The organism is Actinoplanes sp. NPDC023936, assembly GCF_040639325.1.
Taxonomy (GTDB): domain Bacteria; phylum Actinomycetota; class Actinomycetes; order Mycobacteriales; family Micromonosporaceae; genus Actinoplanes.
Genome location: NZ_JBEZZR010000002.1, coordinates 375,009 through 395,722, shown reverse-complemented (window position 1 = coordinate 395,722; position 20,714 = coordinate 375,009). Strand labels below are relative to the sequence as shown.

General features: G+C 71.0%; 20 protein-coding genes. 7 read left to right on the top strand and 13 right to left on the bottom strand.

Annotation, left to right across the window (positions count from 1 at the left end; translation table 11 throughout):
* Nucleotides 1-233: 233 nt before the first annotated feature.
* From AB0F72_RS04120 to AB0F72_RS04100, 5 genes are all read right to left on the bottom strand, one after another.
* Nucleotides 234-1,331, bottom strand: a complete 1,098-nt coding sequence (locus AB0F72_RS04120; protein ID WP_360424785.1) for a PQQ-binding-like beta-propeller repeat protein — start codon at nt 1,329-1,331, stop codon at nt 234-236.
* Between the two features lie 52 nt (nt 1,332-1,383).
* The gene (locus AB0F72_RS04115) at nt 1,384-2,010 is read right to left on the bottom strand and encodes a DUF305 domain-containing protein (protein ID WP_360424782.1); all 627 of its coding nucleotides are present in this window, start codon (nt 2,008-2,010) and stop codon (nt 1,384-1,386) included.
* Nucleotides 2,007-2,852, bottom strand: coding sequence for a lytic polysaccharide monooxygenase (locus tag AB0F72_RS04110; RefSeq protein ID WP_360424779.1), 846 nt, complete (start codon nt 2,850-2,852; stop codon nt 2,007-2,009). The genes AB0F72_RS04115 and AB0F72_RS04110 overlap by 4 nt, the downstream gene beginning before the upstream one ends.
* 90 nt (nt 2,853-2,942) lie before the next feature.
* Complete coding sequence (locus AB0F72_RS04105; protein ID WP_360424776.1) at nt 2,943-4,262, bottom strand: HAMP domain-containing sensor histidine kinase; 1,320 nt, start codon at nt 4,260-4,262, stop codon at nt 2,943-2,945.
* Nucleotides 4,259-4,945: a response regulator transcription factor gene (locus AB0F72_RS04100; RefSeq protein WP_360424773.1), complete on the bottom strand. Its 687-nt coding sequence runs from the start codon at nt 4,943-4,945 to the stop codon at nt 4,259-4,261. The genes AB0F72_RS04105 and AB0F72_RS04100 overlap by 4 nt, the downstream gene beginning before the upstream one ends.
* A 28-nt stretch (nt 4,946-4,973) precedes the next feature.
* On the opposite strand from AB0F72_RS04100, the gene AB0F72_RS04095 reads away from it, so the two are divergent.
* On the top strand, nt 4,974-5,609 hold the full coding sequence (locus tag AB0F72_RS04095; protein ID WP_360424770.1) for a DNA mismatch repair protein MutL: 636 nt from the start codon (nt 4,974-4,976) through the stop codon (nt 5,607-5,609).
* A 119-nt stretch (nt 5,610-5,728) separates the two neighbouring features.
* The gene (locus AB0F72_RS04090) at nt 5,729-6,364 is read left to right on the top strand and encodes a biotin transporter BioY (protein WP_360424767.1); all 636 of its coding nucleotides are present in this window, start codon (nt 5,729-5,731) and stop codon (nt 6,362-6,364) included.
* A gap of 7 nt (nt 6,365-6,371) precedes the next feature.
* Here the strand turns inward: AB0F72_RS04090 and AB0F72_RS04085 are convergent, their stop codons facing one another.
* Nucleotides 6,372-6,812: a MarR family transcriptional regulator gene (locus AB0F72_RS04085; RefSeq protein ID WP_360424763.1), complete on the bottom strand. Its 441-nt coding sequence runs from the start codon at nt 6,810-6,812 to the stop codon at nt 6,372-6,374.
* Nucleotides 6,813-6,890: 78 nt separating this feature from the next.
* On the opposite strand from AB0F72_RS04085, the gene AB0F72_RS04080 reads away from it, so the two are divergent.
* Genes AB0F72_RS04080 through AB0F72_RS04070 form a run of 3 tightly spaced genes read left to right on the top strand, consistent with a single transcriptional unit; the run spans nt 6,891 to nt 9,244 of the window.
* Nucleotides 6,891-7,505 carry a maleylpyruvate isomerase family mycothiol-dependent enzyme gene (locus AB0F72_RS04080; protein WP_360424760.1) on the top strand — a complete coding sequence of 205 codons (615 nt, stop codon included), beginning with the start codon at nt 6,891-6,893 and terminating at the stop codon, nt 7,503-7,505.
* Between the two features lie 24 nt (nt 7,506-7,529).
* The gene (locus tag AB0F72_RS04075) at nt 7,530-8,630 is read left to right on the top strand and encodes a Vms1/Ankzf1 family peptidyl-tRNA hydrolase (RefSeq protein ID WP_360424757.1); all 1,101 of its coding nucleotides are present in this window, start codon (nt 7,530-7,532) and stop codon (nt 8,628-8,630) included.
* A 44-nt stretch (nt 8,631-8,674) separates the two neighbouring features.
* Entirely contained in the window at nt 8,675-9,244 is a 570-nt protein-coding gene (locus AB0F72_RS04070; RefSeq protein ID WP_360424754.1) for a GNAT family N-acetyltransferase, read from the top strand.
* On the opposite strand, the gene AB0F72_RS04065 is transcribed toward AB0F72_RS04070, so the two are convergent.
* Complete coding sequence (locus tag AB0F72_RS04065) at nt 9,241-9,612, bottom strand: hypothetical protein (RefSeq protein WP_360424751.1); 372 nt, start codon at nt 9,610-9,612, stop codon at nt 9,241-9,243. The genes AB0F72_RS04070 and AB0F72_RS04065 overlap by 4 nt on opposite strands.
* A 195-nt stretch (nt 9,613-9,807) precedes the next feature.
* On the opposite strand from AB0F72_RS04065, the gene AB0F72_RS04060 reads away from it, so the two are divergent.
* Entirely contained in the window at nt 9,808-10,158 is a 351-nt protein-coding gene (locus AB0F72_RS04060; protein ID WP_360424748.1) for a metalloregulator ArsR/SmtB family transcription factor, read from the top strand.
* Here the strand turns inward: AB0F72_RS04060 and AB0F72_RS04055 are convergent.
* From AB0F72_RS04055 to AB0F72_RS04030, 6 genes are all read right to left on the bottom strand, one after another.
* Nucleotides 10,127-11,602: a calcium-binding protein gene (locus AB0F72_RS04055; RefSeq protein WP_360424745.1), complete on the bottom strand. Its 1,476-nt coding sequence runs from the start codon at nt 11,600-11,602 to the stop codon at nt 10,127-10,129. The two genes, AB0F72_RS04060 and AB0F72_RS04055, sit on opposite strands and share 32 nt — an antisense overlap.
* A gap of 87 nt (nt 11,603-11,689) precedes the next feature.
* Nucleotides 11,690-12,562, bottom strand: coding sequence for an NAD(P)-dependent oxidoreductase (locus tag AB0F72_RS04050; protein WP_360424742.1), 873 nt, complete (start codon nt 12,560-12,562; stop codon nt 11,690-11,692).
* A 247-nt stretch (nt 12,563-12,809) separates the two neighbouring features.
* Complete coding sequence (locus AB0F72_RS04045) at nt 12,810-13,604, bottom strand: sugar phosphate isomerase/epimerase family protein (RefSeq protein WP_360424740.1); 795 nt, start codon at nt 13,602-13,604, stop codon at nt 12,810-12,812.
* A complete protein-coding gene (locus AB0F72_RS04040) occupies nt 13,601-14,749 on the bottom strand; it encodes a dihydrodipicolinate synthase family protein (RefSeq protein WP_360424738.1) in 1,149 nt (382 codons plus the stop codon). The genes AB0F72_RS04045 and AB0F72_RS04040 overlap by 4 nt, the downstream gene beginning before the upstream one ends.
* 1 nt (nt 14,750) lies before the next feature.
* Complete coding sequence (locus tag AB0F72_RS04035; protein ID WP_360424735.1) at nt 14,751-15,899, bottom strand: Gfo/Idh/MocA family oxidoreductase; 1,149 nt, start codon at nt 15,897-15,899, stop codon at nt 14,751-14,753.
* A 226-nt stretch (nt 15,900-16,125) separates the two neighbouring features.
* Nucleotides 16,126-17,214: a beta-eliminating lyase-related protein gene (locus tag AB0F72_RS04030; protein ID WP_360424732.1), complete on the bottom strand. Its 1,089-nt coding sequence runs from the start codon at nt 17,212-17,214 to the stop codon at nt 16,126-16,128.
* A gap of 59 nt (nt 17,215-17,273) precedes the next feature.
* Here AB0F72_RS04030 and AB0F72_RS04025 point away from each other — a divergent pair, with 59 nt between their 5' ends.
* Entirely contained in the window at nt 17,274-20,699 is a 3,426-nt protein-coding gene (locus AB0F72_RS04025; protein WP_360424729.1) for a DUF4132 domain-containing protein, read from the top strand.
* Nucleotides 20,700-20,714: the final 15 nt, after the last annotated feature.

Genomic DNA, 20,714 nt, shown 5'->3' with positions numbered 1-20,714 from the left:
GAGCCAAGGTGGCGGCACCTCCGAAAAGAAAAGCGACGCCGGCTCTCGGCGTCGCATGTCTCTTCGGTTCGGGCTCGCGTTCCGCTTCGCCCGTTCAACCCCGTGCTCCACAACGGCAACCGGGTGGTTCCTCTCCTTATCCGGTACGCGCACCAACTCCCCAAAAGCAACCCGATCCGCCCCCCAGCGCTCCGGCCGCGAGCTCTCATTCCGGCCCGCCGATCCGGCGCGACTCACGGCCGTGGCGCGTACGCGGTGAGCGTCCCCCGATCCACCCGGTAGAGCGCGCCACCCGCGACGATCACGTGACCGCCGAACATGGGTCCGGCCGCGATCCCCCGGGATGCCGTGAGGACCGTGCCTCCCGCGTACAGAAGGCCCCCGGCCCGAACCGGCTGCCGCGCCTCGACCCCCAGCGGCGTCGCCCACCGAACTCGCCCGTTCCGCGCGTCGAGGGCCTCGACGTGACGCCCGCTCGACCGGTAGACACGCCGCCCGTCGGTCGCGACAAGCGTGCTCGCCTTGCCGGCCGCGGTCCAGGTCACGGCGCCGTCCGTCCCGTCGACCGCGAGCAGGTCCCCGCGCCGGTCCGTCACGTAGAAGCGGTTCCCGAAGGCTGCCTGCGCCGTCCAGTTCTCCAGCCGGCTCCACCTCAGCTCGCCGCGGGTGACCCCGATCGCGGAGGTCCCGCCGTCGGGCTGACCGGACCCGTCGGTCTTGCGCATCAGGACGGCGCCGTTCAGCGCGACCCCGGCGCTCGACCAGCCCGGTTCGCGCCAGAGCTCGGTGCCGTCCGAGGCCCGGTGGGCGATCACCACGTCCTCGTCCGACGGCGACCAGCCGGAGATCACGATGACCCCGTTGTCGACGACGACGGAGTGGATCGGTATGTCGGTCTCCAGTTTCCAGCGGGTCGCGCCGGTGGCCGGGTCGATCGCGGTGAGCTGCCCGTCCGGGTCGCTCATCGAGTTGCAGTCGCCGTTGGCGGCGATCAGGAGCCGGTCGCTCACGGCGAGGACGGGTGTCCCGTTGTCGTCCGGGAAGTCCCAGTCGAAACGCCAGGCCGGACGGCCGTTCGTGGCGTCGTAGGAGGAGATGCCGCGTTTGTCGGTGACGATGACCCGGCCGCCGGTGAGCAGTGGCGCGGAGAAGCCGGAGCAGCTCTCCTCGATGTCGCGCAGCCGCACCGACCACGTCGCGGCGAGGTTCCGGACGCTGCCCTCGTTGATCACCGACTCGGCCGGGTTGTAGTGGCTGTCCCCGGCGTCGTAGCCGGGATGGTTCCAGGGCGTCGCGGCGAGACTCAGCGCCAGAATCCAGGATGTAAGCATTCTTGTAACAATAAAAAGGGCGACCCGGTCGGGTCGCCCTTTTCGAAAGCGGTCAGCCGTTGAGCAGCTTCAGCATCTGCTGCACCTGGTCGGCGCGGGATTGCTTGACCCGCTCGGCGTACGCCCGGGCCTGCTCGTTGCCGCCCTTGTCGAGTTCGAGCGCGGCGAACTCGATCGCGTTGTGCTGGTGCGCCAGGAAGAGGTTGAGGAACGCGGTCTCGAAGTCCGCCTTCTTCACCTTCTTCAACGAGGCGATCTCGTCGTCACCGGTGCTCGGCAGGCCGCCGTGGTCGGCGTGCAGGCTCTCCCGCTTGTCCAGCTTGGTGGGCTTGCCCCACTCGGTGAGCCAGTTCTTCATCATCGTGATCTCGTCGGCCTGGGTGAGGTCGACGGCCTTGGCCATGTCGATGACGTCCTGGCGCTGGGCCCGCTCGACGGCGATCCGCACCATCTCCTGGCCCTGCTCCTGGTTGTCGACCAGCATCTGCAGGAACATCACGTCGGTGTCGTTGAAGGTCGACCCGGCGGTGATCTCGGAGACCGACTTGACGTTCTGGGTCTCCACCTCGGCCTGCGTCTGCGCGGTCTTTCCGGCGACCGGCGCCTCGGAGGGCTCGGTGCCGCAGGCGCCGAGCAGGAACGGCGCGGTCAGGGCGAGAGCTACGAACCGGCGCTTCACAGCGGCAGCCAGAGGGCGAGCGTGAAGATGGAGGGCTCCCAGCTGCGGATCGACGTGTGCGCCTGGCGGGTCTTGTACGACACGCCCTGGTAGGTGACCACGTCACCGACCTTGTAGGACACTCCCGGCGCCCACTCGGTCCCGTTCGCCGGGGCCGTCGTGGTGCTGGTCGGGGCGGCCGTCGTGGTGCTGGTCGGCGCCTTCGTCGGCGCGGTGGTGCCGGGGGCGGTGGTCGGCGCGGTGGTCGGAGCCGTGGTCGTCGGCGCCGTCGTGGGAGCGGTGGTCGGCGCCTTGGTCGGCGTGCTGGTGGGCGTCGTCGAGGATCCGCCGCCACCGATGTTCAAGTCCACGCAGCTGTAGAAGGCGGCTGCCGTATCCCCGATGTTCCACACCGCGAGCACCGTCTTCTTGCCGGAGAACCCGCTCAGGTCGACCTTGTGCGACACCGTCGCGTTGGGGATCGCGTTGTTGTCGTTGAACGTGGCGACCTTGGTACCGTCGATGGAATACACCCAGGTAGCGGTCCGGTGCCGGGCGGTCAGGACCCAGTTGAACGTCACCGAGCTGCCGACGCTGGTGGCCGGCCAGTTCTTGGATTCGTCGTTGAGCACCGTGAAGTTGGCGTTTCCACCGTTGCATTGCGAAGACCCCTTCGGAGCCTCGACACTCTGCGGCTCGAACTGAATCGAGCCACAGCCCGAGACGGTGCCGGCGGCACAGAGGGCCTGGCGGCTCGGGGGCGAGGAGACGTATCCGTGCGCCAGGGCCGGCGACGCGACAGCCACCGTCGAAGCAGCCACCATCCCGAGGGTAGCCAGCGGGTAGGCAATCTTCCTGCGCATGTCAGCTCTCCGAACATGTCGTCCTGGCAGTTACGGGCCAGAACGTTAGGGAGGACTGCCATAACGGATCCTTAAAGCGACCGAAAACTCTTATGAAACCGCGCGACGCCGGCCGCGGGGCTGAGGCTCGGGCTCGTCGGTGGCGCTGTGCAGGAGGAATCCGACGCGGGCGCCGCCCAGCGGGCTACGGTCGATGACCAACTGCCCACGGACAGTTTCGGCGGCCCGGCGCACGATGTCCAGACCCAATCCGGTCGATCCGGCACCGCTGAATCCGCGCTTCACCGCGCTCTCCGGGTCCGGGATGCCCGGGCCGGCGTCGTCGACGAGCAGGCCGCTGCTGGAGACGATGACCCGGAAGGCGACACCGTCGGGGGTGTGCGAGAAGACGTTGCCGAGCATCGCGTCGACCACCAGGATCACGTCGCTGCGTGACATCGGCACCATCACCGGTTCATGGCCGCCGACCACCTCCCATGGACGTTCCTGGTCCTCGGCGAGCACCGACCAGAACGCGAGCCGGTCGGCGAGCATCTCGACCAGGTCGCACCGCTCGGAGCCGCGGGCCTCGACGCTGCCCAGCCGGGCGCCCGTGATGATCGCTTCGAGTTCCTCGTCCAGCAGGTCACAGGCCTGCCGCATGCGCTCCGCGATCGGCCCGGGCGGCATCGCCTCCACGTCGAGCCGCAAGCCCGTCAACGGCGTACGCAATCGGTGTGAAAGGTCCGCGGCGAGCTCGCGCTCGCGGTCCAGGAGCCGGCGCAGGTCGTCCGCCATCGCGTTGAAGTCCCGGGCCGCGTCACGCAGCTCGCGCGGGCCGGTCGGGGTGATCCGCTCGTTCAGCTCGCCGCCGCCGAGCCGGCGGGTGGCCGCCGCGAGCTGGCGGGTCGATTTCACCAGCTGGCTCCCGAGCCGGTCGGCGAGCAGCACCGACGCGCCGACCAGGACGATCGCGAGCCCGCCGAGGGCGAGCCAGGCCGGCCAGACGCCGCGCCGGGTGTCCTCCTTCGGCACGAACACCTCGACGACCACGGTGCGGCCGTCGGTCAGCACTGTCGGCTGCAGGTACGCGATCCCGCCCGGCGCCTCAGCGGTGGCGGACCGGCGTTCCTGCGCGGCCCGGATCACGGTGGCCTCGTTGAGGTGCGAGATCCCGATCGGCGGCTGGGCCGGCAGGTGGATGGCGAGCCGGCCGGCGCTGCCGGCCGCGGTGCTGGCCACCGCGTTGGTGAGCTCGGTGAGGTCGCTGTCCACGCCGAGCACTGTCACCATCGAGGTGGCCTGCTGGCGTGCTTCGGAGATCGCCCGGTCGTACGCGATCTGCCGGGTCGCCACGGCGAGCGGCACCAGGAACGCCAGCGCCACCATCGAGGTGATCGCCAGTGCCAGCCGGTTGAGGGCCCATCTCACTGCGGATCGACCATCATGACGCCGACTCCTCGGACGGTGTGCAGGAAACGCGGCTTCGCGGCGGTCTCGCCGAGCTTGCGGCGCAGCCACGAGATGTGGACGTCGATGGTCTGTTCCTCGCCGATCCGGGCCTGCTGCCAGACCTGGTTCATCAGCTCGCGGCGGCTGATCACCTGACCCACCCGCTCGGCCAGGTACGCGAGGACGTCGAACTCCCGCCGGGTCAGCTGCAACGGCTCACCCCGCAGCTCGACCCGCCGCTGCCTCGGCTTGATCACCAGCTCGCCGACCGTGATGGTGTTCGGCTGCTGCTGCTCGATGGTGCGCGCCCGGCGCAGCACCGCCGAGATCCGGGCCAGGATGTGCCCGCCGGAGAACGGCTTCGTCACGTAGTCGTCGGCGCCGGCTTGCAGCAGGGCGATGATGTCCGCCTCGGAGCGCCTCGCGGTGGCGACGATCACCGGGACGTCGGATACGGTGCGCATCATCCGCAGCGCGTCGGTGCCGTCGATGTCGGGCAACCCCAGATCGAGAATGACCAGGTCGGGACGCTCCTGGGTGACGATCCGCAATGCCTGGGCAGCCTGACCGACCGGGCGCACGACGTGCCCCGCATCGGTCAGCGCACGGGTCAGCGCGGCCGTGATGATGCGGTCGTCCTCGACCAACAGGATCATCGCCATGGCGGACAGGATAGGGGCAGGTGAGAGAATGCCACCCGTGCGATCTTCCAGGTGGATGCCGATAGCCGGGTGGTGTCTCGCCACCGCGGCCAGCATCGCGCTCTCGTCGTTCGCGCTCTCGCCCGTGCTCAACGCCGCGAAGACCGACGTGGGAGCGCTACCGGATCTGGGCCGGGTGCCGGCCGCCGAGGTGGCGGTCACCATCACCACCGAGACGCCGTCGCCGAGCGCGACGCCGGCCGAGGACGAGCCCGAGACGCCCAAGCCGAGCCGGACGTCCCGCAAGCCCGCGTCGAAGCCGGCGACCACCGACCCGACGAACACCGAGCCGACGACGCCGGAGACGACCGCGACGACGACGAGACCGGCCACGAAGCCGGCGACGACGACCGAGGACGGCTGGACGGTCACCACCGGCGACGACGGCCTCAAGACGTATGTGAAGACGTTCACCACCGAGGGCGGCCGGGCGGTCATCAAGATGATCAGCAATGGCACGGTTTTCCTGGTCACGGCCACGCCCGCGGACGGATACACGGTCCAGAAGAACGGTTCGGACACGAACCTCGCGGTCTACTTCAACGAGACCGGCCACAGCTTCATCGTGCACGCCCAGTGGTTCAACGGCGCGCCGTTCGTCGAGGTCAGTGAAGTGGGCGAGTAATCCCGGCCAGCGAGGGATTTTTCGGGCATCTCAGCTGCCCCACGATCACCACAACATCACATTCGGCCGGGGACCCTGCCGTTTCCGGCGGTGACCGGCTTATGGTGCGAGCAAGATTCATGTCCGCTGAGGAGGATCGCTCCGTGACGTACGGCGTAGTGGTACCGGGACGCCCCACAGGTGTGCTGGCTGACGTCTGGGGTCGCTCGGCGGTCCGCGACGTGGTCCTCGTGGCGGGCGCCGCGAGCGCCGTCGGCCTCGCCGCGCAGATCTCGATCCCGGTTCCCGGCTCGCCGGTCCCGATCACCGGGCAGACGTTCGCGGTGGTTCTCGCGGGCGCGACGCTCGGCGCCTCCCGTGGCGCCGTCGCGATGCTGGTCTACGCGATCGCCGGGGCGCTCGGCGTGCCGTGGTTCGCCGGTGGCACCGCCGGCTGGCCCGCGGCGACCGGCGGATACCTGGTCGGGTTCATCCTCGCGGCGGCCCTCGCCGGGCAGCTCGCGGCCCTGGGCGCGGACCGCAAACCGGTGCACACCGTCGGCCTGATGGCGGCCGCCAACGCGCTGATCTACCTGTTCGGGGTGCCCTGGCTCGCGTTCGTGACGGGCATGGATCTCGCGGCGGCGGCGAGCGCGGGGCTGATCCCGTACCTGATCGGGGATGTTCTGAAGACCGGCCTGGCCGCGGCGTTCCTCCCGGGCGTCTGGAGCCTGGTCGGCCGGCGCGCCGGCGCCGCACCCGACCGGCGCCTCTGAATTTCGCTCACCGCGCGTACGGGTCGGTGACCTCGCGCAAGCGCACCAGCGTGTCGCGCAGCGCCGCCATCCTCCGCTGTCCCAGGTGAGCGGCCCACTCCGCCTCGACCTCGGCGACCACCGCCGCCGCGACGGGTAACGCCGCGCGGCCACGCTCGGCGACCCGCACCAGGCGGGCCCGCGCGTCGGACGGATCCGGCACCCGCTCGACGTAGCCCGCGCGCTCCAGCTGGTCCACCAGGAACCCGGCGGTCTGCTTGGTCACCTGCGCCTGCTCGGCGAGGTCGCCGAGCCGGGTGCCGTCCGGGCCGATCCGCTGGAAGACCCGCGCCTGGGCGAGCGTGATGTCGTCGAATCCGGCCGCGCTGACCGCCTCCAGGACGCGCCGCTCCATCGCCCGGTACGCGAGGAACAGCAGCACTCCCACGTTCGGCTCATCTCGCGGCATGTGGCTTCCCCCTGGCCATAAGTCAGATACTCTGACGATATTAGTCAGATAATCTGACGATCATCGAGGGGGTGCCCGATGAATCAGGACGAGAGTTGGGATGCCATCGCCGAGCGGCGGCTCGCCGTCGCCGGGCTGCTGGCGGAGCTCACCCCGGCGGAGTGGGAGAAGCCCTCGCTCTGCGACGGCTGGCGGGTGCGTGACGTCGCCGCCCACCTCGCCATGGCGCCGCAGCCACCGGGACCGCTCGCCATGGCCGCCGCGGCGATCCGGGCCGGCGGCCGGTTCCACACGATGAATCACGACCTGGCCGTGCGGTGGGCCGACCGGCCGGCCGCGGACCTCGTCGCCGAGTTGCGCCGGCACGCCGGCTCCCGGCTGCTGCCGCCCGTGACGAACTACCGCAACACGCTCTTCGACGTGACGGTGCACGCCCAGGACATCGCGATCCCGCTCGGCCGCCCGCTGCCGACGCCTCCGGAGACAGCCACCGCGGCGGCCACCCGGGTCTGGGAGATGGGCTGGCCGTTCTGGGCCCGGCGGCGGTTCCGAGGAGTGCGGCTGATCGCCACCGACGCCGGCTTCGCGGTCGGGGCGGGCGCCGAGCGCAGAGCGCCGATCGAGACGTTGTTGCTGCTCATGACGGGTCGCAGGGTTTCCGCGCAGGGATTCGGGTACGCAGCGCCGCGCTAGCCGATCACGAGAAGGCGAGGAACCATGCGACTCTCCATGCTGCGTACGCTCTACGACCGTCCCGGCCCCTGGGCGTCGGTCTACCTCGACGCGTCGCACGACACCGAGGACGCGGCGAAGGTCATCGAGCTGAGGTGGCGCGCGGCCCGCGAATCCCTGACCGAGCAGGGCTGCGACACGGCGACCCTGGCCGCGCTGGAAGCGGCCGCCCTGGAGCATCCGGCCCGGCCGGGACGGCACGGGCTGGCCCTCTTCGCGACCGCCGGCGAGGTGCTGATGCGCCGTGCGCTCGCCGCCCCGCCCCGGACCGAGATCGCCACTTTCGGGCCGTTGCCGCACGTCATGCCGATGATCGCCCAGCTCGGTGAGGAGATTCCGTACCTGCGGGTGGTGGTCGACCACACCGGCGGCGCCATCGACGCGGCCGGAGCCGGCGATCTGGTGCAGCACCGCGAGGTGGAGGGCACCGAGGATTACCCCGTGCACAAGGTCGGCATCGGCGGGTGGAACGCGTTGAAGGCCGAGCACAACTACGACCTGACCTGGCGGCGCAACGCGGGCGACGTGGCCGAGGCGGTCACCGAGCTGGCCGACCGGACCGGCCCGGAGATCATCGTGGTGGCCGGTGACCCGAAGTCACGCCCGATGCTCGTCTCCCAGCTGCCCGAGCGCTGGCGCAGCCGGGTGGTGGAGACGGACGCCGGTTCCCGGGGCGCCGGGGCCGACCCGTCCGCGCTCGAGGACGTGACGATCCAGGCGATCGCCGAGCGGGCCGTCGAGCACCAGCGGGACGTGCTCGACCGGTTCCGCACCCAGGTCGGGCGGGACGGCGCGGCCGGCAACGGACTGCACGCCGTGGTCACCGCGCTGCAGCGCGGCCAGGTCGACACCGTCCTCATGATCGACGACCCGTCCTCGACCGAGGAACTGTGGATCGGCGCCGAGCCGCACGAGATCGCCGACGATCCGTCGCTGCTGGCGAATCCGCGGAAGGTCCGTGCCGACGCCGCGATGATCAGAGCCCTGGCCTGCACGGACGGCGGCATCGTCCTGGTCGACCCGGACGAGCCCGGGCTGTCCGGCGGGGTGGCGGCGCTGCTGCGGTACGCGGACGCCCGCCGCTGAGTTGTACACAGGCTGTGTGCACAGCCTGTGGATAACTCGAACTGATGTACGAATGGCACGATCGCCTGGTGCCCGAATATCCGATCAGGACCGAACGCCTTCTCCTCCGCCCGCTGACCGTCGCGGACACCGACGGACTGCTCGCCTACCGGTCGCGGCCGGAGATCTACCCGTACATTCCCGGCGAGCCGTGGGACGCCGCGAAGGTGGCCGACCGGCTCGCCACCATCTTCAGCACCACCGATCTCACCGACGAAGGCCAGGCCCTCGGTCTCGGCGTCGAGTCGCGCGAGACCGGGGACCTGGTCGGTGACGTGGTGCTCTTCTACCGCAGCAGGGAACACCTGACCGGCGAACTGGGGTACGTCTTCAACCCTGACTTCGGCGGCCGCGGCTACGCCACCGAAGCGGCCCACGCGATGCTCGGGCTCGGCTTCCGGGAGTTCGGCCTGCGCCGCATCACGGCCCGGATCGACGAGCGGAACACCGCCTCCGCGAACGTCGCCCGCCGGCTCGGCATGCGCCGGGAGGCCCGCCTGGTGGAGAACGAGTTCTTCAAGGGCGAATGGGCCAACGAGCTCCAGTTCGCCATGCTCGCCCGCGAGTGGTCCTAGATGTCCAGGTTTCCCTCGATCCGCTTGAGCTGGTGCCGGGCCAGCGCCAGGTTCGCCCGATCCTTGTTCAGCGCCAGGTAGAGGAACAGCCCCTGGCCGGATCGCCCGGTCAGGGGCCGGATCAGGTGGTACTGGGAGTCGAGCGTCACGAGGATGTCCTCGATCGTCTCGCGAAGGCCGAGCATCTCCATGGTGCGCAGCTTCGCGCGGATCACCTCGGTGTTCACGGCCGCCGCCACGCTCAGGTCGAAGTCCTTGTCCCCTCCGGCGACACCCAGCGCCATCCCGCTGCCACGGTCGACGAGCGCGGCGCCGATGGCGCCGTCAACCTGCATCGCGTCCTTGAGGGCTACGTCCATGTCCGGCATCTGAAGATCCTCCTGCGTCCTCGGGTCTGACCGAGAGTGCGGGATGCCGGACCGACTCGATCGCACACGATGTCCGCTTCGGACAGTCGGTCCCGTGAAACCGTGAGGATACGACCTCAGGACTTGAAGATTTGTGCAACTCCGAAACTTCGAAAAAGCCGTAACCGGCAACACCGACCCGAAGTTGGGCCTTACGTGTCAGTCCCGCTGTACCAGGCGAAGGCCGAGATGTTCCGCACCCTCGGCCACCCGGTCCGGATCCGGGTGCTCGAACTGCTGCAGGACGGCCCGAAACCGGTCCGCGACCTGCTCGCCGAGATCGACGTCGAGGCGTCGAACCTCTCGCAGCAGCTCGCGGTCCTGCGCCGGGCCGGCATCGTGACGTCGTTCCGGGACGGCGCGCTGGTGATGTACGCGCTCAGCACGCCGGATGTCGCCGACCTGCTCGCGGCAGGCCGGCGAATCCTCGGTGCGGTGCTCACCGACCGCGACGGGCTCCTGGTGGAGCTCCGCGCTACTGGTTCTCCACCCGCTCGCAGCCGGTGACGGTGTCCTCGCCGGCGGCCAGGAGGCACCTGTCGTTGTTGACGCCGCCGTCCAGCTTGTCGGGGGACCTGTCGCCCGGCTCGAACACGTAGTCGTCACCGGCGTCGCCGTAGATCGCGTCCGCGCCGTTGCCGCCGTGCACCTCGTCGTTGCCGCCACCGCCGCGGATGACGTCGTTGCCGTCCCGCCCGATGATCTCGTTGGCGGACGCGTTGCCGATCAGGGTGTCGTTCCCGTCTGTGCCGCTGAGCATCTCGACGTCGGTGCCGACGGTGTCCTTCTCGCCGGGCCTGCCGTCGTCGCCCTTGGCGCCGTCCAGATCGACCACCACGCCGACAGTCCGGAAGTCGTAGCCGACCCAGTCCCATCCCGGCCCGCCGACCATGCTGTCCGCCTCGAACCGAGCCGCGAACGGGTCGTCACCGGTCAGCTCGTCGTTCCCGGCGCCGCCGTCGAGGTGGTCCCGCCCGTCCTCGCCGTACAGGTCGTCGTCGCCGCCCGCCCCGCGGATCGTGTCGCTGCCCGGGCCGCCGAACAGCTGGTTCGCCCCGGCGTTTCCGGTGATCACGTCGTTGCCGGCGCCACCGCGGATGTCCTCGACGTCGGCAGCGATCGTGTCCCGTTCGCCCTTCGCGCCGTCGTCGCCCTTCACACCGTCCGCGTCGGCCGTGATCGCGCGCTGGGCGGACGAGTAGGAGACCCAGTCCCCGCCGCTGCCGCCGGAGTAGTAGTCGGCGCTCTTGTGGTCCCACTCGTACGCGACCAGGTTGTCATAGCCCGCGCCGCCGTAGAGCCGGTCGGTTCCGACGTCGCCGTAGAGCTGGTCGCCGCCCGCGCCGCCGTAGACGTTGTCGTTGCCGAGCTCGCCGTTCAGGTCGTCCTGGCCGTCCTGGCCGTCGATGGCGTCGTTGCCGCCCTGCCCGTTGATCACGTCGCCGCCGGCGCCGCCCCAGATCTTGTCGTTGCCCTCGGCGCCCATCAGGTAGTCGGCGCCGCCACCGCCCCGGATCTTGTCATTGCCGCCGCGGCCGTACAGACCGTCGTTGAGCGGACCACCGGTGATGCTGTCCGCGCCGGTGCCGCCGTCGACGTCGATCTTCACCTTGGCCTTGTTGACCAGGGAGTCGTTGCGGTCGGACAGGAAGGCGTAGATCTTGGTGGGGTTCTTGGCCGGGGTGCACCTGACCTTGGTGCTGTCGCCCTTGACCTTCTTGCAGCCCTTACCGGCCTTGATCGCGACCCGGTCGTCAATCGTGATCGTGCGCCCGGACCGGGTGATCACGACCTTGTTCTGCTTCTTCGTGGCGGCCTTGAAGGTGATCTTCGTGCCGGATACGGAGGCCGCGCCGGTGGAGGCGGCCTCGGCCGGCGTCGCGAGGGCGCCGGCGGAAACGGTGGTGAGAAGGGTCAGACCGACCCGGGACATCCAAACGGAGCGAGACATCGTGGATCCTCCCCAAGGATCCGGCGGCTCTGACAGGCCGCGCGGTCACAAGATCATAGAGAAGGAACGCGATGTCTCGCTGCCCCGTCAGCTGCCGAAACTGGCGTAATAGGAAGCGGCCATGTCCTCGTCACCGTGCCCCTGCTCGGCGGCACGGCGGAATCGCTCGGCACCGGCGGCCGCCACGTCCATCCGTACCCCATGGGCCCGGCCGGCATCGACGATCAGCCGCGCGTCCTTCTCCGCAGTGACCACCGCGAAGCTGGCCGGCGACAGCCGGCCCTGAAGGATCGCGTCACCCTTCGCACGCAGGTAACCCATGTCCAGCGGACCGCCGCTGATCAGGCCGAAGAAGTCCTCCGGGTCGACGCCGAGACCCTTCGCGAGAGCCAGCGACTCCGCCACACCGTGCGTCGCCGCCAGCCCCCAGCTGTTGGCCACCAGCTTCAGCCGCGTCGACGAGCCCGCCGCGCCGTCCGCGCCCGTCCACACCGTGCGCGCGCCGACCGCCTCGAACACCGGCTCCACCGCACTCCGCTGATCAACCGGTCCGGCCGCCAGCACGGTCAGCTGCCCGGCCTCGGCCGGCTGCCGCGTGCCGAGCACCGGCGCGTCGAAGAACACCAGCCCCTGCTGCTCCGCGAACCGTGCCAGCTCACCCACCGACTCCAGGCCCACCGTCGTCGACTGCACCCACGCCGCCCCGGCTCGCAGCCCCGGCGCCGCCTGCCGCATCACCTCGGACACCGCGTCACCGTCATAGAGCATCGTCAGGACGACGTCCGCGCCGTCGACCGCGTCAGCCGGCGTCGCCGCGACCTCCGCGCCGTCGATCCCCAGCGGCGCGGCCTTCTCCCGGCTGCGATTCCAGACCTGCACGACATGCCCCGCTTTGAGCAGGTTGCGGGCCATCGCGGCCCCCATGATCCCGGTGCCCAGAACACCCACGGTCAAAGTCATGAACCCTTTCTATCGGTACGAGTGACCACCCGTACCGAAGATCGACGTGACCTCCGCCAGCGTGTGGATTTCCGGCGCGCTCCGCACCCCAACTCCACACGAACGGCGGGTCCCACCCGAGCGTGTCGAATTCGGGCGCGCTCCGCACCCCAACTCCACACGCACGGCGGGTCCCGCCCGAGCGTGTCGAATTCGGGCGCGCTCCGCACCCGAAATCCACACGCGGGAGTGGCGGGGGTGGGCCGTCCTACGTGACGCTGCGGTACCCGGCGATCGTCGCGGCCAGGATCTCCGGGCCGGGGCGCTGCCACAGCTCCTCGTTCATCACCTCGACCTCGATCGGCCCGGTGTACCCGGCCCGGTCGACCGCGGCGTGGAACGCGGCCATGTCGACGCAGCCGTCGCCGGGCAGGCCGCGGCCGGTGAGCACGCCGGCCGGCAGCGGGGTGACCCAGTCCGCGAGCTGGTAGATCGCGATCCGGGAGCCGGCCTGGGCGATCTTGTCGAGGACCGTGTCGTCCCACCACAGGTGGTAGGTGTCGACCGTGACGCCGACCTGGCCCACCGGGTGCTGCTGGGCGATCGCCATGGCCTGGTCCCAGGTGCTGATCACGCAGCGGTCGGCGGCGTACATCGGGTGCAGGGGCTCGATGGCGAGCGTCACGCCGCTGGCCGCCGCGTGTGGGACGAGCTGGGCGATCGCGTCGGCGACGTGCCGGCGGGCGCCGGTGATGTCACGGGAGCCCGGGGGCAGGCCGCCGGAGACGAGCACGAGGACCGGCGTGCCGAGCGCGGCCGCCTCGTCGATGGCCCGGCGGTTGTCGTCGAACCAGTCCGGCGCCTGGAAGAAGCCGCTGCGGCAGAGCGTGGTCACTTCCAGGCCGGCGTCGCGGACCAGGGCGGCCGAGCGCTCCACCCCGTACTCCTGCACCGGTTCACGCCACAGCGCCACCTTGTCGACGTCCGCCGCGACCAGGCCTTTGACCAGCTCTTCCAGACCCCAGTGCTTGGCGGTGATCTGATTGAACGAGAACCTGCTCATTCCGCGCCCCCGAAGACCGAGAAGTATCGGTTCGCCCGGTGGGCCGCGAGGTCCGGGTCGGGCAGCAGACCGGCGGCGTCGGCGAGTTCGATCAGCTTCGCGAAGTGCGGCACGGACCGGCCGGACTGCAGGCCGCCGACCATCGTGAAGTGGTCCTGGTGCCCGGCCAGCCAGGCCAGGAAGACGATGCCCGTCTTGTAGTAGAAGGTGGGCTTCGTGAAGATGTGCCGGGACAGCGGGACGGTCGGCGCGAAGATCCGGTCGTACTCGTCGAGGTCGTTCCGGTCGAGAGCGGCGAGCGCTGCCGCCGCAGCCGGGGCGATCGCCGCGAAGATGCCGAGCAGCGCGTCGGAGTACCCGTGCTCGTCCCCGCGGATCAGCGAGGGATAGTTGAAGTCGTCCCCGGTGTAGAGGCGCACCCCCGCGGGGAGTCTCCGCCGCAGCCGCACCTCGTGGTCCTCATCCAGCAGCGAGACCTTGATGCCGTCCACTTTGTGCGGTTGCGCACCGATCAGCTCCAGGACGGTCTCGGTCGCCTTGTCCACATCGGAGGAGCCCCAGTAACCCTCCAGCGCCGGGTCGAACGCGGTACCGAGCCAGTGCAGCACGACCGGCTTGTCCGACTCCCGCAGCAGCTCCCGATAAATCCGCAGATAGTCGTCGGCGTCCGTCGCCACCGCCGCCAGGTGACGGCTGCACATCAACACCGGCACGGCACCGGCTTCCGCCACGTCCGCCAGCTGCTGCCGGTACGCGGAAAGCACCTGCTCCGGAGTCACCGGTCCGGCCGCCAGGTTGTCGGTGGCCACCCCCGCCACGATCCGCCCACCGACACTCCGTGCCTCGGCCGCGCTGCGACGAATGAGTTCCCTGGTCGCGGCGTAGTCCAGGCCCATGCCGCGCTGCGCGGTGTCCATCGCCTCGGCCACCCCCAGGCCGTGCGACCAGAGGTGGTGCCGGAACCGCAGAGTGGTGTCCCAGTCGACCACCGCGGGCGCCCCGGGAGCGTTCTCGCCCCGGGGATCCGCGACGACGTGCGCTGCACCGTACGCAATCCGGCTCTTGATCGGGGTTGTGGGCTTTTCCCAGGTCGTGGTCGTGGAGAGAGCCAGTTTCCGGCCGCCGGGCAAATTCACCGTCGCCATCTCAGGCGTTTCCCAACTCGATGCGGCGGCCCGCACGCGCCGACTCCAGGCCCGCCTCGGCCAGCCGCACCCCCCGCGCGCCGGACGCGAAGTCCCAGTGGAACGGCTCGCCGGCCACCACGTGCCGCAGGAAGGACTCCCACTGCACCTTGAAACCGTTGTCGAACTCCTCGTTGTCCGGCACCTCGGTCCAGTGGTCGCGGAACGACTCGGTGAGCGGCAGATCCGGGTTCCAGACCGGCTTCGGCGTGGTCGCGCGGTGCTGGATCTTGCAGCCTCGCAGGCCGGCGACCGCGCTGCCGAGCGTGCCGTCGACCTGGAACTCGACCAGCTCGTCGCGGTTCACCCGGACCGTCCAGGACGAGTTCAGCTGAACGACGATGCCGCCCTCCAGCTCGAAGATCGCGTAAGCGGCGTCGTCGGCGTCGGCCGCGTACACCTCGCCACGCTCGTCGACCCGCTCGGTGATGTGGGTGGCGGTGGTCGTCTGCACGCTGCGGACCGCGCCGAACAGCTCCTCGAGCACGTAGTTCCAGTGCGGGAACATGTCCATCACGATGCCGCCGCCGTCGGCGAGCCGGTAGTTCCAGGACGGCCGTTGCGCGGTCTGCCAGTCGCCCTCGAAGACCCAGTAGCCGAACTCACCCCGTACCGAAAGGATCTTGCCGAAGAAACCGCCGTCGATGAGCCGCTTCAGTTTCCGCAGGCCCGGCAGGAACAGCTTGTCCTGCACGACGCCGTTGCTGACGCCGGCGGCGGACGCCAGCTCGGCCAGCTCGAGCGCGGCCGCCGAGCTCTCGGCGAGCGGCTTCTCGGTGTAGACGTGCTTGCCGGCCGCGATCGCCTGCCGGATCGCCTTCTCCCGCTGCGCGGTCACCTGCGCGTCGAAGTAGATCTCCACATCCGGCCGGGCCAGCGCGGCGTCCAGGTCGGTGGTCCACTCGGTGAGCCCGTGCCGAGCCGCGATCGCGGCGAGCTTGTCCGGGTCACGGCCGACCAGGATCAACTCGGGCCAGATGTGCCCGCCGCCGGCCAGCGGCACGCCGCCCTGGTCACGGATGGCGAGGAGCGAGCGAACCAGATGCTGCCGATATCCCATCCGGCCGGTCACACCATTGATAACGATGCCGATCGATCTGCGGGCTGCCATGCGGGTTCCCTTCGAGGATCCAGAGGAAAGCGCTTTCCTGCTGCTCGTAGCGTAGGCCGCCGGGCCGTTCGCGGACAAGGCCCATTGACAGGTACGGCTAAAACGCACCAACCGCAGGAGAACCGTCCCGCCGCCACCGCGCGGCCGTCTGCCAACGCCGGGCCGTTGCGCGGGCGACGGCTACCGGTGCATGGTCACCCGAGGAGGTTCCGTCGCGCTGCCCCGTTCACCGGCAGAGTTCGAGAAGCCTCTCGCCCGCGTCGGCCACGTCCGCGGCGGTCCACTCCAGGGCCGCCGCGGCGATCGTCAGCTCGGCCATCGCGACCCCCGGCACCTCGGTGTCCCGCCACCCGCCGGCGAACCAGACCTTCCCCTGCTCAGCGAGGGTCAGCACGGCCGCGTTGAGCACCCCCGCCGGATGCGGCAGGAAGAGCCGGAACTGGTGGGTGTGCGGTGGCCGCGGGAAGACCCGGGCGCCGGGCAGCTCGGCGAGGGCGTCCGCCACCCGGCGCGCGTGCCGCACGTAGTCCGGGATCCGCGGCAGCTCGCGGTCGAGCCCGGCCAGCGCGGACATCACCGCCGGCCACTGCTGGAACAGGTTGCCGCCGTGCCGGTGCCGCCAGGCTCGCGCGTACCGCGCCAGGTCCGCGGTGCCGGCCAGCGCCGCGCCGCTGAGCCCGCCCAGCGTCTTGTAGAACGAGACGTACGTGCTGTCGGCCTGCTCGGCGATCTCGGCGATCGTCCGGCCCAGATAGGGCGCCGACTCCCAGATCCGGGCGCCGTCGAAATGCACCCGGGCGCCGATGTCCACCGCCTCCGCGCAGGCCTCGGTCAGCTCGTCCCAGGTCGGCAGCACGAAACCGGCGTCCCGCATCGGCAGCTCGAAGACGACCGTGCCGACCCGCTCCTCCAGGGCGGCGAGGTCGGCGGCGGTCGGGTTGCGGTACGCGGCGGTCGGCGTGACGGCGCGCAGGCCGGACAGGGTCGCGTACGCGTCCCGCTCGTGCACGAGCTGGTGACCGAGCGGATGCAGGGCCACCGCGTCGGTCTCCTGAGCGCCGTACCGCAGCGCCACCTGCTGGGCCATCGTCCCGGTCGGGAACCAGACCGCCGCCTCGGTGCCGAGCAGGATCGCGACCCGCTGCTCCAGCGTGGTCACCGGGCCGTCGCCGTAGTAGTCGGGCAGGTCGTCCAGATCCGCCACGGCCGACAGCTCGTCCAGCCGCTCGCGCATCGTCACCGGGCGCGCGCCGGAGAGGATCCGGTCGCAGGCCCGCATGGCTGCCTGGCGGCGCCGCAGAGTGTTTTCCGGCATCGCCGGATGGTCGCAGATCGTTCCGGGTTTTGTCGTACCGTCTCGATAACGTGCCGGCCATGGAGAGCCCGTTCTGGCACAGGCATCGGTTCCCGCGTCGTGGCAGCGCCGGGCTGACACCGTTCGTCCCCGACCCGCGGGCCCGCGAGCAGTTCCAGGAGGAGATGGGCCGCCGCCCCAATTACGCTCGTCAGGTGCTCGCCGCGCCGACCACTGCCGAGTCCACGGCGATCGCGGCGCGGGCGTGGCTCGACGGGGACCCCGAGGCGCCCCCGCTCGGCGCGGCGGCTGTCGCGGCGATCCTCACGAGCGGTGTCTGGCCGCCCCGGTCACAGCTCGTCGCGTTCGCCGACCTGCTGATCGCCGAGCGTGGGCTGCGCTACGCCGCCGAGGCCGCCGTCACGCTCTTCATGCTGCTGGTCGTCGACGACAACCCGCCGCCCCGGCAGTTCCCACCGGTGCGGCAGGAGCTCGGTGTGCGCCACCTTCAGCCGGGCGAGAGCCGGCAGGGCTGGCAGATCGACACACCGCTGCAGGTCCTGCTCCGGGTCCGGCGCGCGCTCGCCTCGGCGAGCGACGCCGAGCACGCCGCGGTGGTCGAGGCGCTGCTGCCCTATCGCGGCGCCCATCCCTACGGCCGGGTCGCCGCCTCCGTGCTCGTGCCCGCCCGGTCCGACTGGGTGGAGCAGGACATTCTGTCGGCGGTGGGCGACTCTGACGCGTACCGTGCGGCGGCCCTGGTCACGGCGGCCGGCACCGGCGCCCAGCTGGACGCGCTCGCCCAGGTCGCCAGCGGTTGGACGGTGATCGGCTCGACCGCCATGATCTCCACGATTCTGGACGGGGCGGGCGCGGCCGCCGTCCCGGCCCTCTTCCACTGGTTCGACTCCGGCATCGGTGACGCCGCGGCTCAGAAACGCCTGCTCACCGCGCTCGCCGCCCTCCCCGGTGACGAGGTGATGCGCGGGCTGATCGAGCGGGTCGACGCGAAATACGTGGTGGGCGTGCTGACCGAGGCCGCCGAGCGGGACCCCGAGCGCGCGCTGCGGCTGTTCGCCGCGGGCGCGGCGAAACGCACGATCGCCGACCTGCTGCGCGGGCACGTCCTGGCGCACCCCGGCCTGATCGACGATGTGACGCCCCGGCTCGGTCCGGCGGCCGCCGGGCGAATCCGTCAGATCGTGGCCGAGTCCCGGTCGCTGGTGATCGCACCGGCCGCCGCCGTTCCGCCGCTGCTGGTCAGCCCGCCGTGGCTGCACCGCGCCAAGGCCGCCAAACCGGTCGTGATCAGTGGCCTGAGCTGCACCGAGCCCGCCGTGGTCCGGTGGCTGCCGGGCGAGCGCGAGCAGTGGTTGGCGACCCCGGTCCATCGCGGCGGCGGCAAGTGGCGGCTCTCCTGGAAACAGACCGCCGAGCGGCTGCTGAAAGGTCGCGGCCAGTGGAACGAGGCGGCCCGCTTCTTCGTCGACGCGCCCGACGACATCGCCCGCCCGGCCCTGCGGAAGTGGCGCGCCCGGGACTCGTGGGAGGCCGGTCCCTGGCTGCGGGTCGCCGCGGCCCGCTTCGAGCTCGACGCCCTGCCTGCCTTGCTCGACCTGGCGAAACGCGGCTCCGCGGAGCACGCGGCGGTGCTCCTGCCGTTCACGTCGCCCGAGGTCGCCGTCGTGATGGCCGACTGGCTGGCTCGTCTCAAGAGCCTGCGCCGCCTCGCGCTGGCCTGGCTGCTGCGGCACCCGGCCGAGGCCACGCACGCGCTGATCCCGGCGGCGCTCGGCAAGGCCGGCACGGCGCGCCGCCAGGCCGAGGGCGCGCTTCTCGCCCTGCACGCACACGGCCAGGGCGAGACGGTCCGGGCCACCTCTCATCGGTACGGGACTCCGGCCGCGGCCGCGATCGAGACGCTGCTCGCCACCGACCCGCTGACCGTCCTGCCGGCCAAGATGCCACCGGTCCCCGGCTGGGCCGTCCCCGGGCTGCTTCCGCCGGTGCGCCTGCGGGACGGCTCCGGCGCGCTGCCGGCCGAGTCGATCACCCACCTGATCACGGTTCTCGCGCTGTCCAGGCTGGACAGCCCGTGGACCGGTCTGGCGATCGTCCAGGAGGCGTGCGAGCCGGGTGACCTCGCCGAGTTCGCGTGGGGCGCGTTCCACCGCTGGCAGCTGGCCGGCGCCGAGGCGAAGGAGAACTGGACGCTCGATGCGCTCGGCCTGCTCGGCGACGACGAGACGGTCCGCCGCCTCACCCCGCTGATCCTGGCCTGGCCCGGCGACGGCGGCCACCAGAGAGCGGTGACCGGGGTGAACGTGCTCTCCGCCATCGGCTCCGACGTCGCCCTGATGCATCTGCACGGCATCGCGCAGCGCGCCAAGTTCAAGGGGCTGAAAGTCGCGGCGCAGACCCGGATGGCCGAGGTCGCCGACGCCCTGGGGCTCACGCCGGAGCAGCTCGCCGACCGGCTCGTCCCCGACTTCGGGCTGGCCGCCGACGGCAGCCTGCGGCTCGACTACGGCTCCCGGCATTTCGTCGTCGGGTTCGACGAGCTACTCCGGCCGTTCGTCACGGACACCGCCGGCAAGCGGCTCACGTCGCTGCCCAAGCCGGGTGCGCGCGACGACGCGGAGCTGGCCCCGGCGGCGTGGAAACGGTTCGCCGCACTGAAGAAGGACGTCCGGACCGTCGCGGCCGATCAGGTGCGCCGGCTCGAGCAGGCGATGGTCCGCGGACGCCGCTGGCCGCTCACCGAGTTCCGGCGGTTCTTCGTCGACCACCCGCTGATCTGGCACATCTCGCGCCGGCTGGTCTGGGCGATCTACTCCCCGTCCGGGCCGGTCGCGTTCCGGATCGCCGAGGACCGGACGTTCTCCACAGTGGATGACGAGCCGTTCACCCCGGCCGGCGACGCGGTGGTCGGGGTCGCGCATCCGCTCGATCTGCGAGCGGGCCGTCCGTTGATCGCCGTGGCCGGCGGGTCGGCCGCCGGCTCCCTGGCCGCAGGCGGATCGGCCGCCGGCCCCCTGGCCGCAGGCGGGTCGGCCGCCGGCTCCCTGGCCGCGTGGGCCGAGGTGTTCGCCGACTACGAGATCCTGCAGCCGTTTCCGCAGCTCAGCCGGGAGACTTTCGCGCTGACGCCGGAGGAGGCCGCGGGCGGGACGCTGTCCCGGTTCGAGGGAGTCACGCTGCCCACCACCCGGGTGCTGGGTCTGGAACGCCGCGGCTGGCGGCGCGAGGAGCCACAGGACGCCGGCATGCAGTGCCGGATGGAACTCGTCGTGGCACCCGGCCTGGAGTTCGCCCTGGAGATCGACCCGGGCATCGCCGTCGGTTCGGTCGACTACTTCCCGGAGCAGACTGTGACAGCCGCCTACCTGCACAACGGCACGGGCGAGCGCTGGCGGCGAGCAGCACGCGGCGAGGTGTCGCTGGGCGAGCTGTCCCCGATCGCCGCGTCCGAGCTGCTCCGCGACCTGACCACCCTGACCGGCTGACGAGACCGCCCGCCC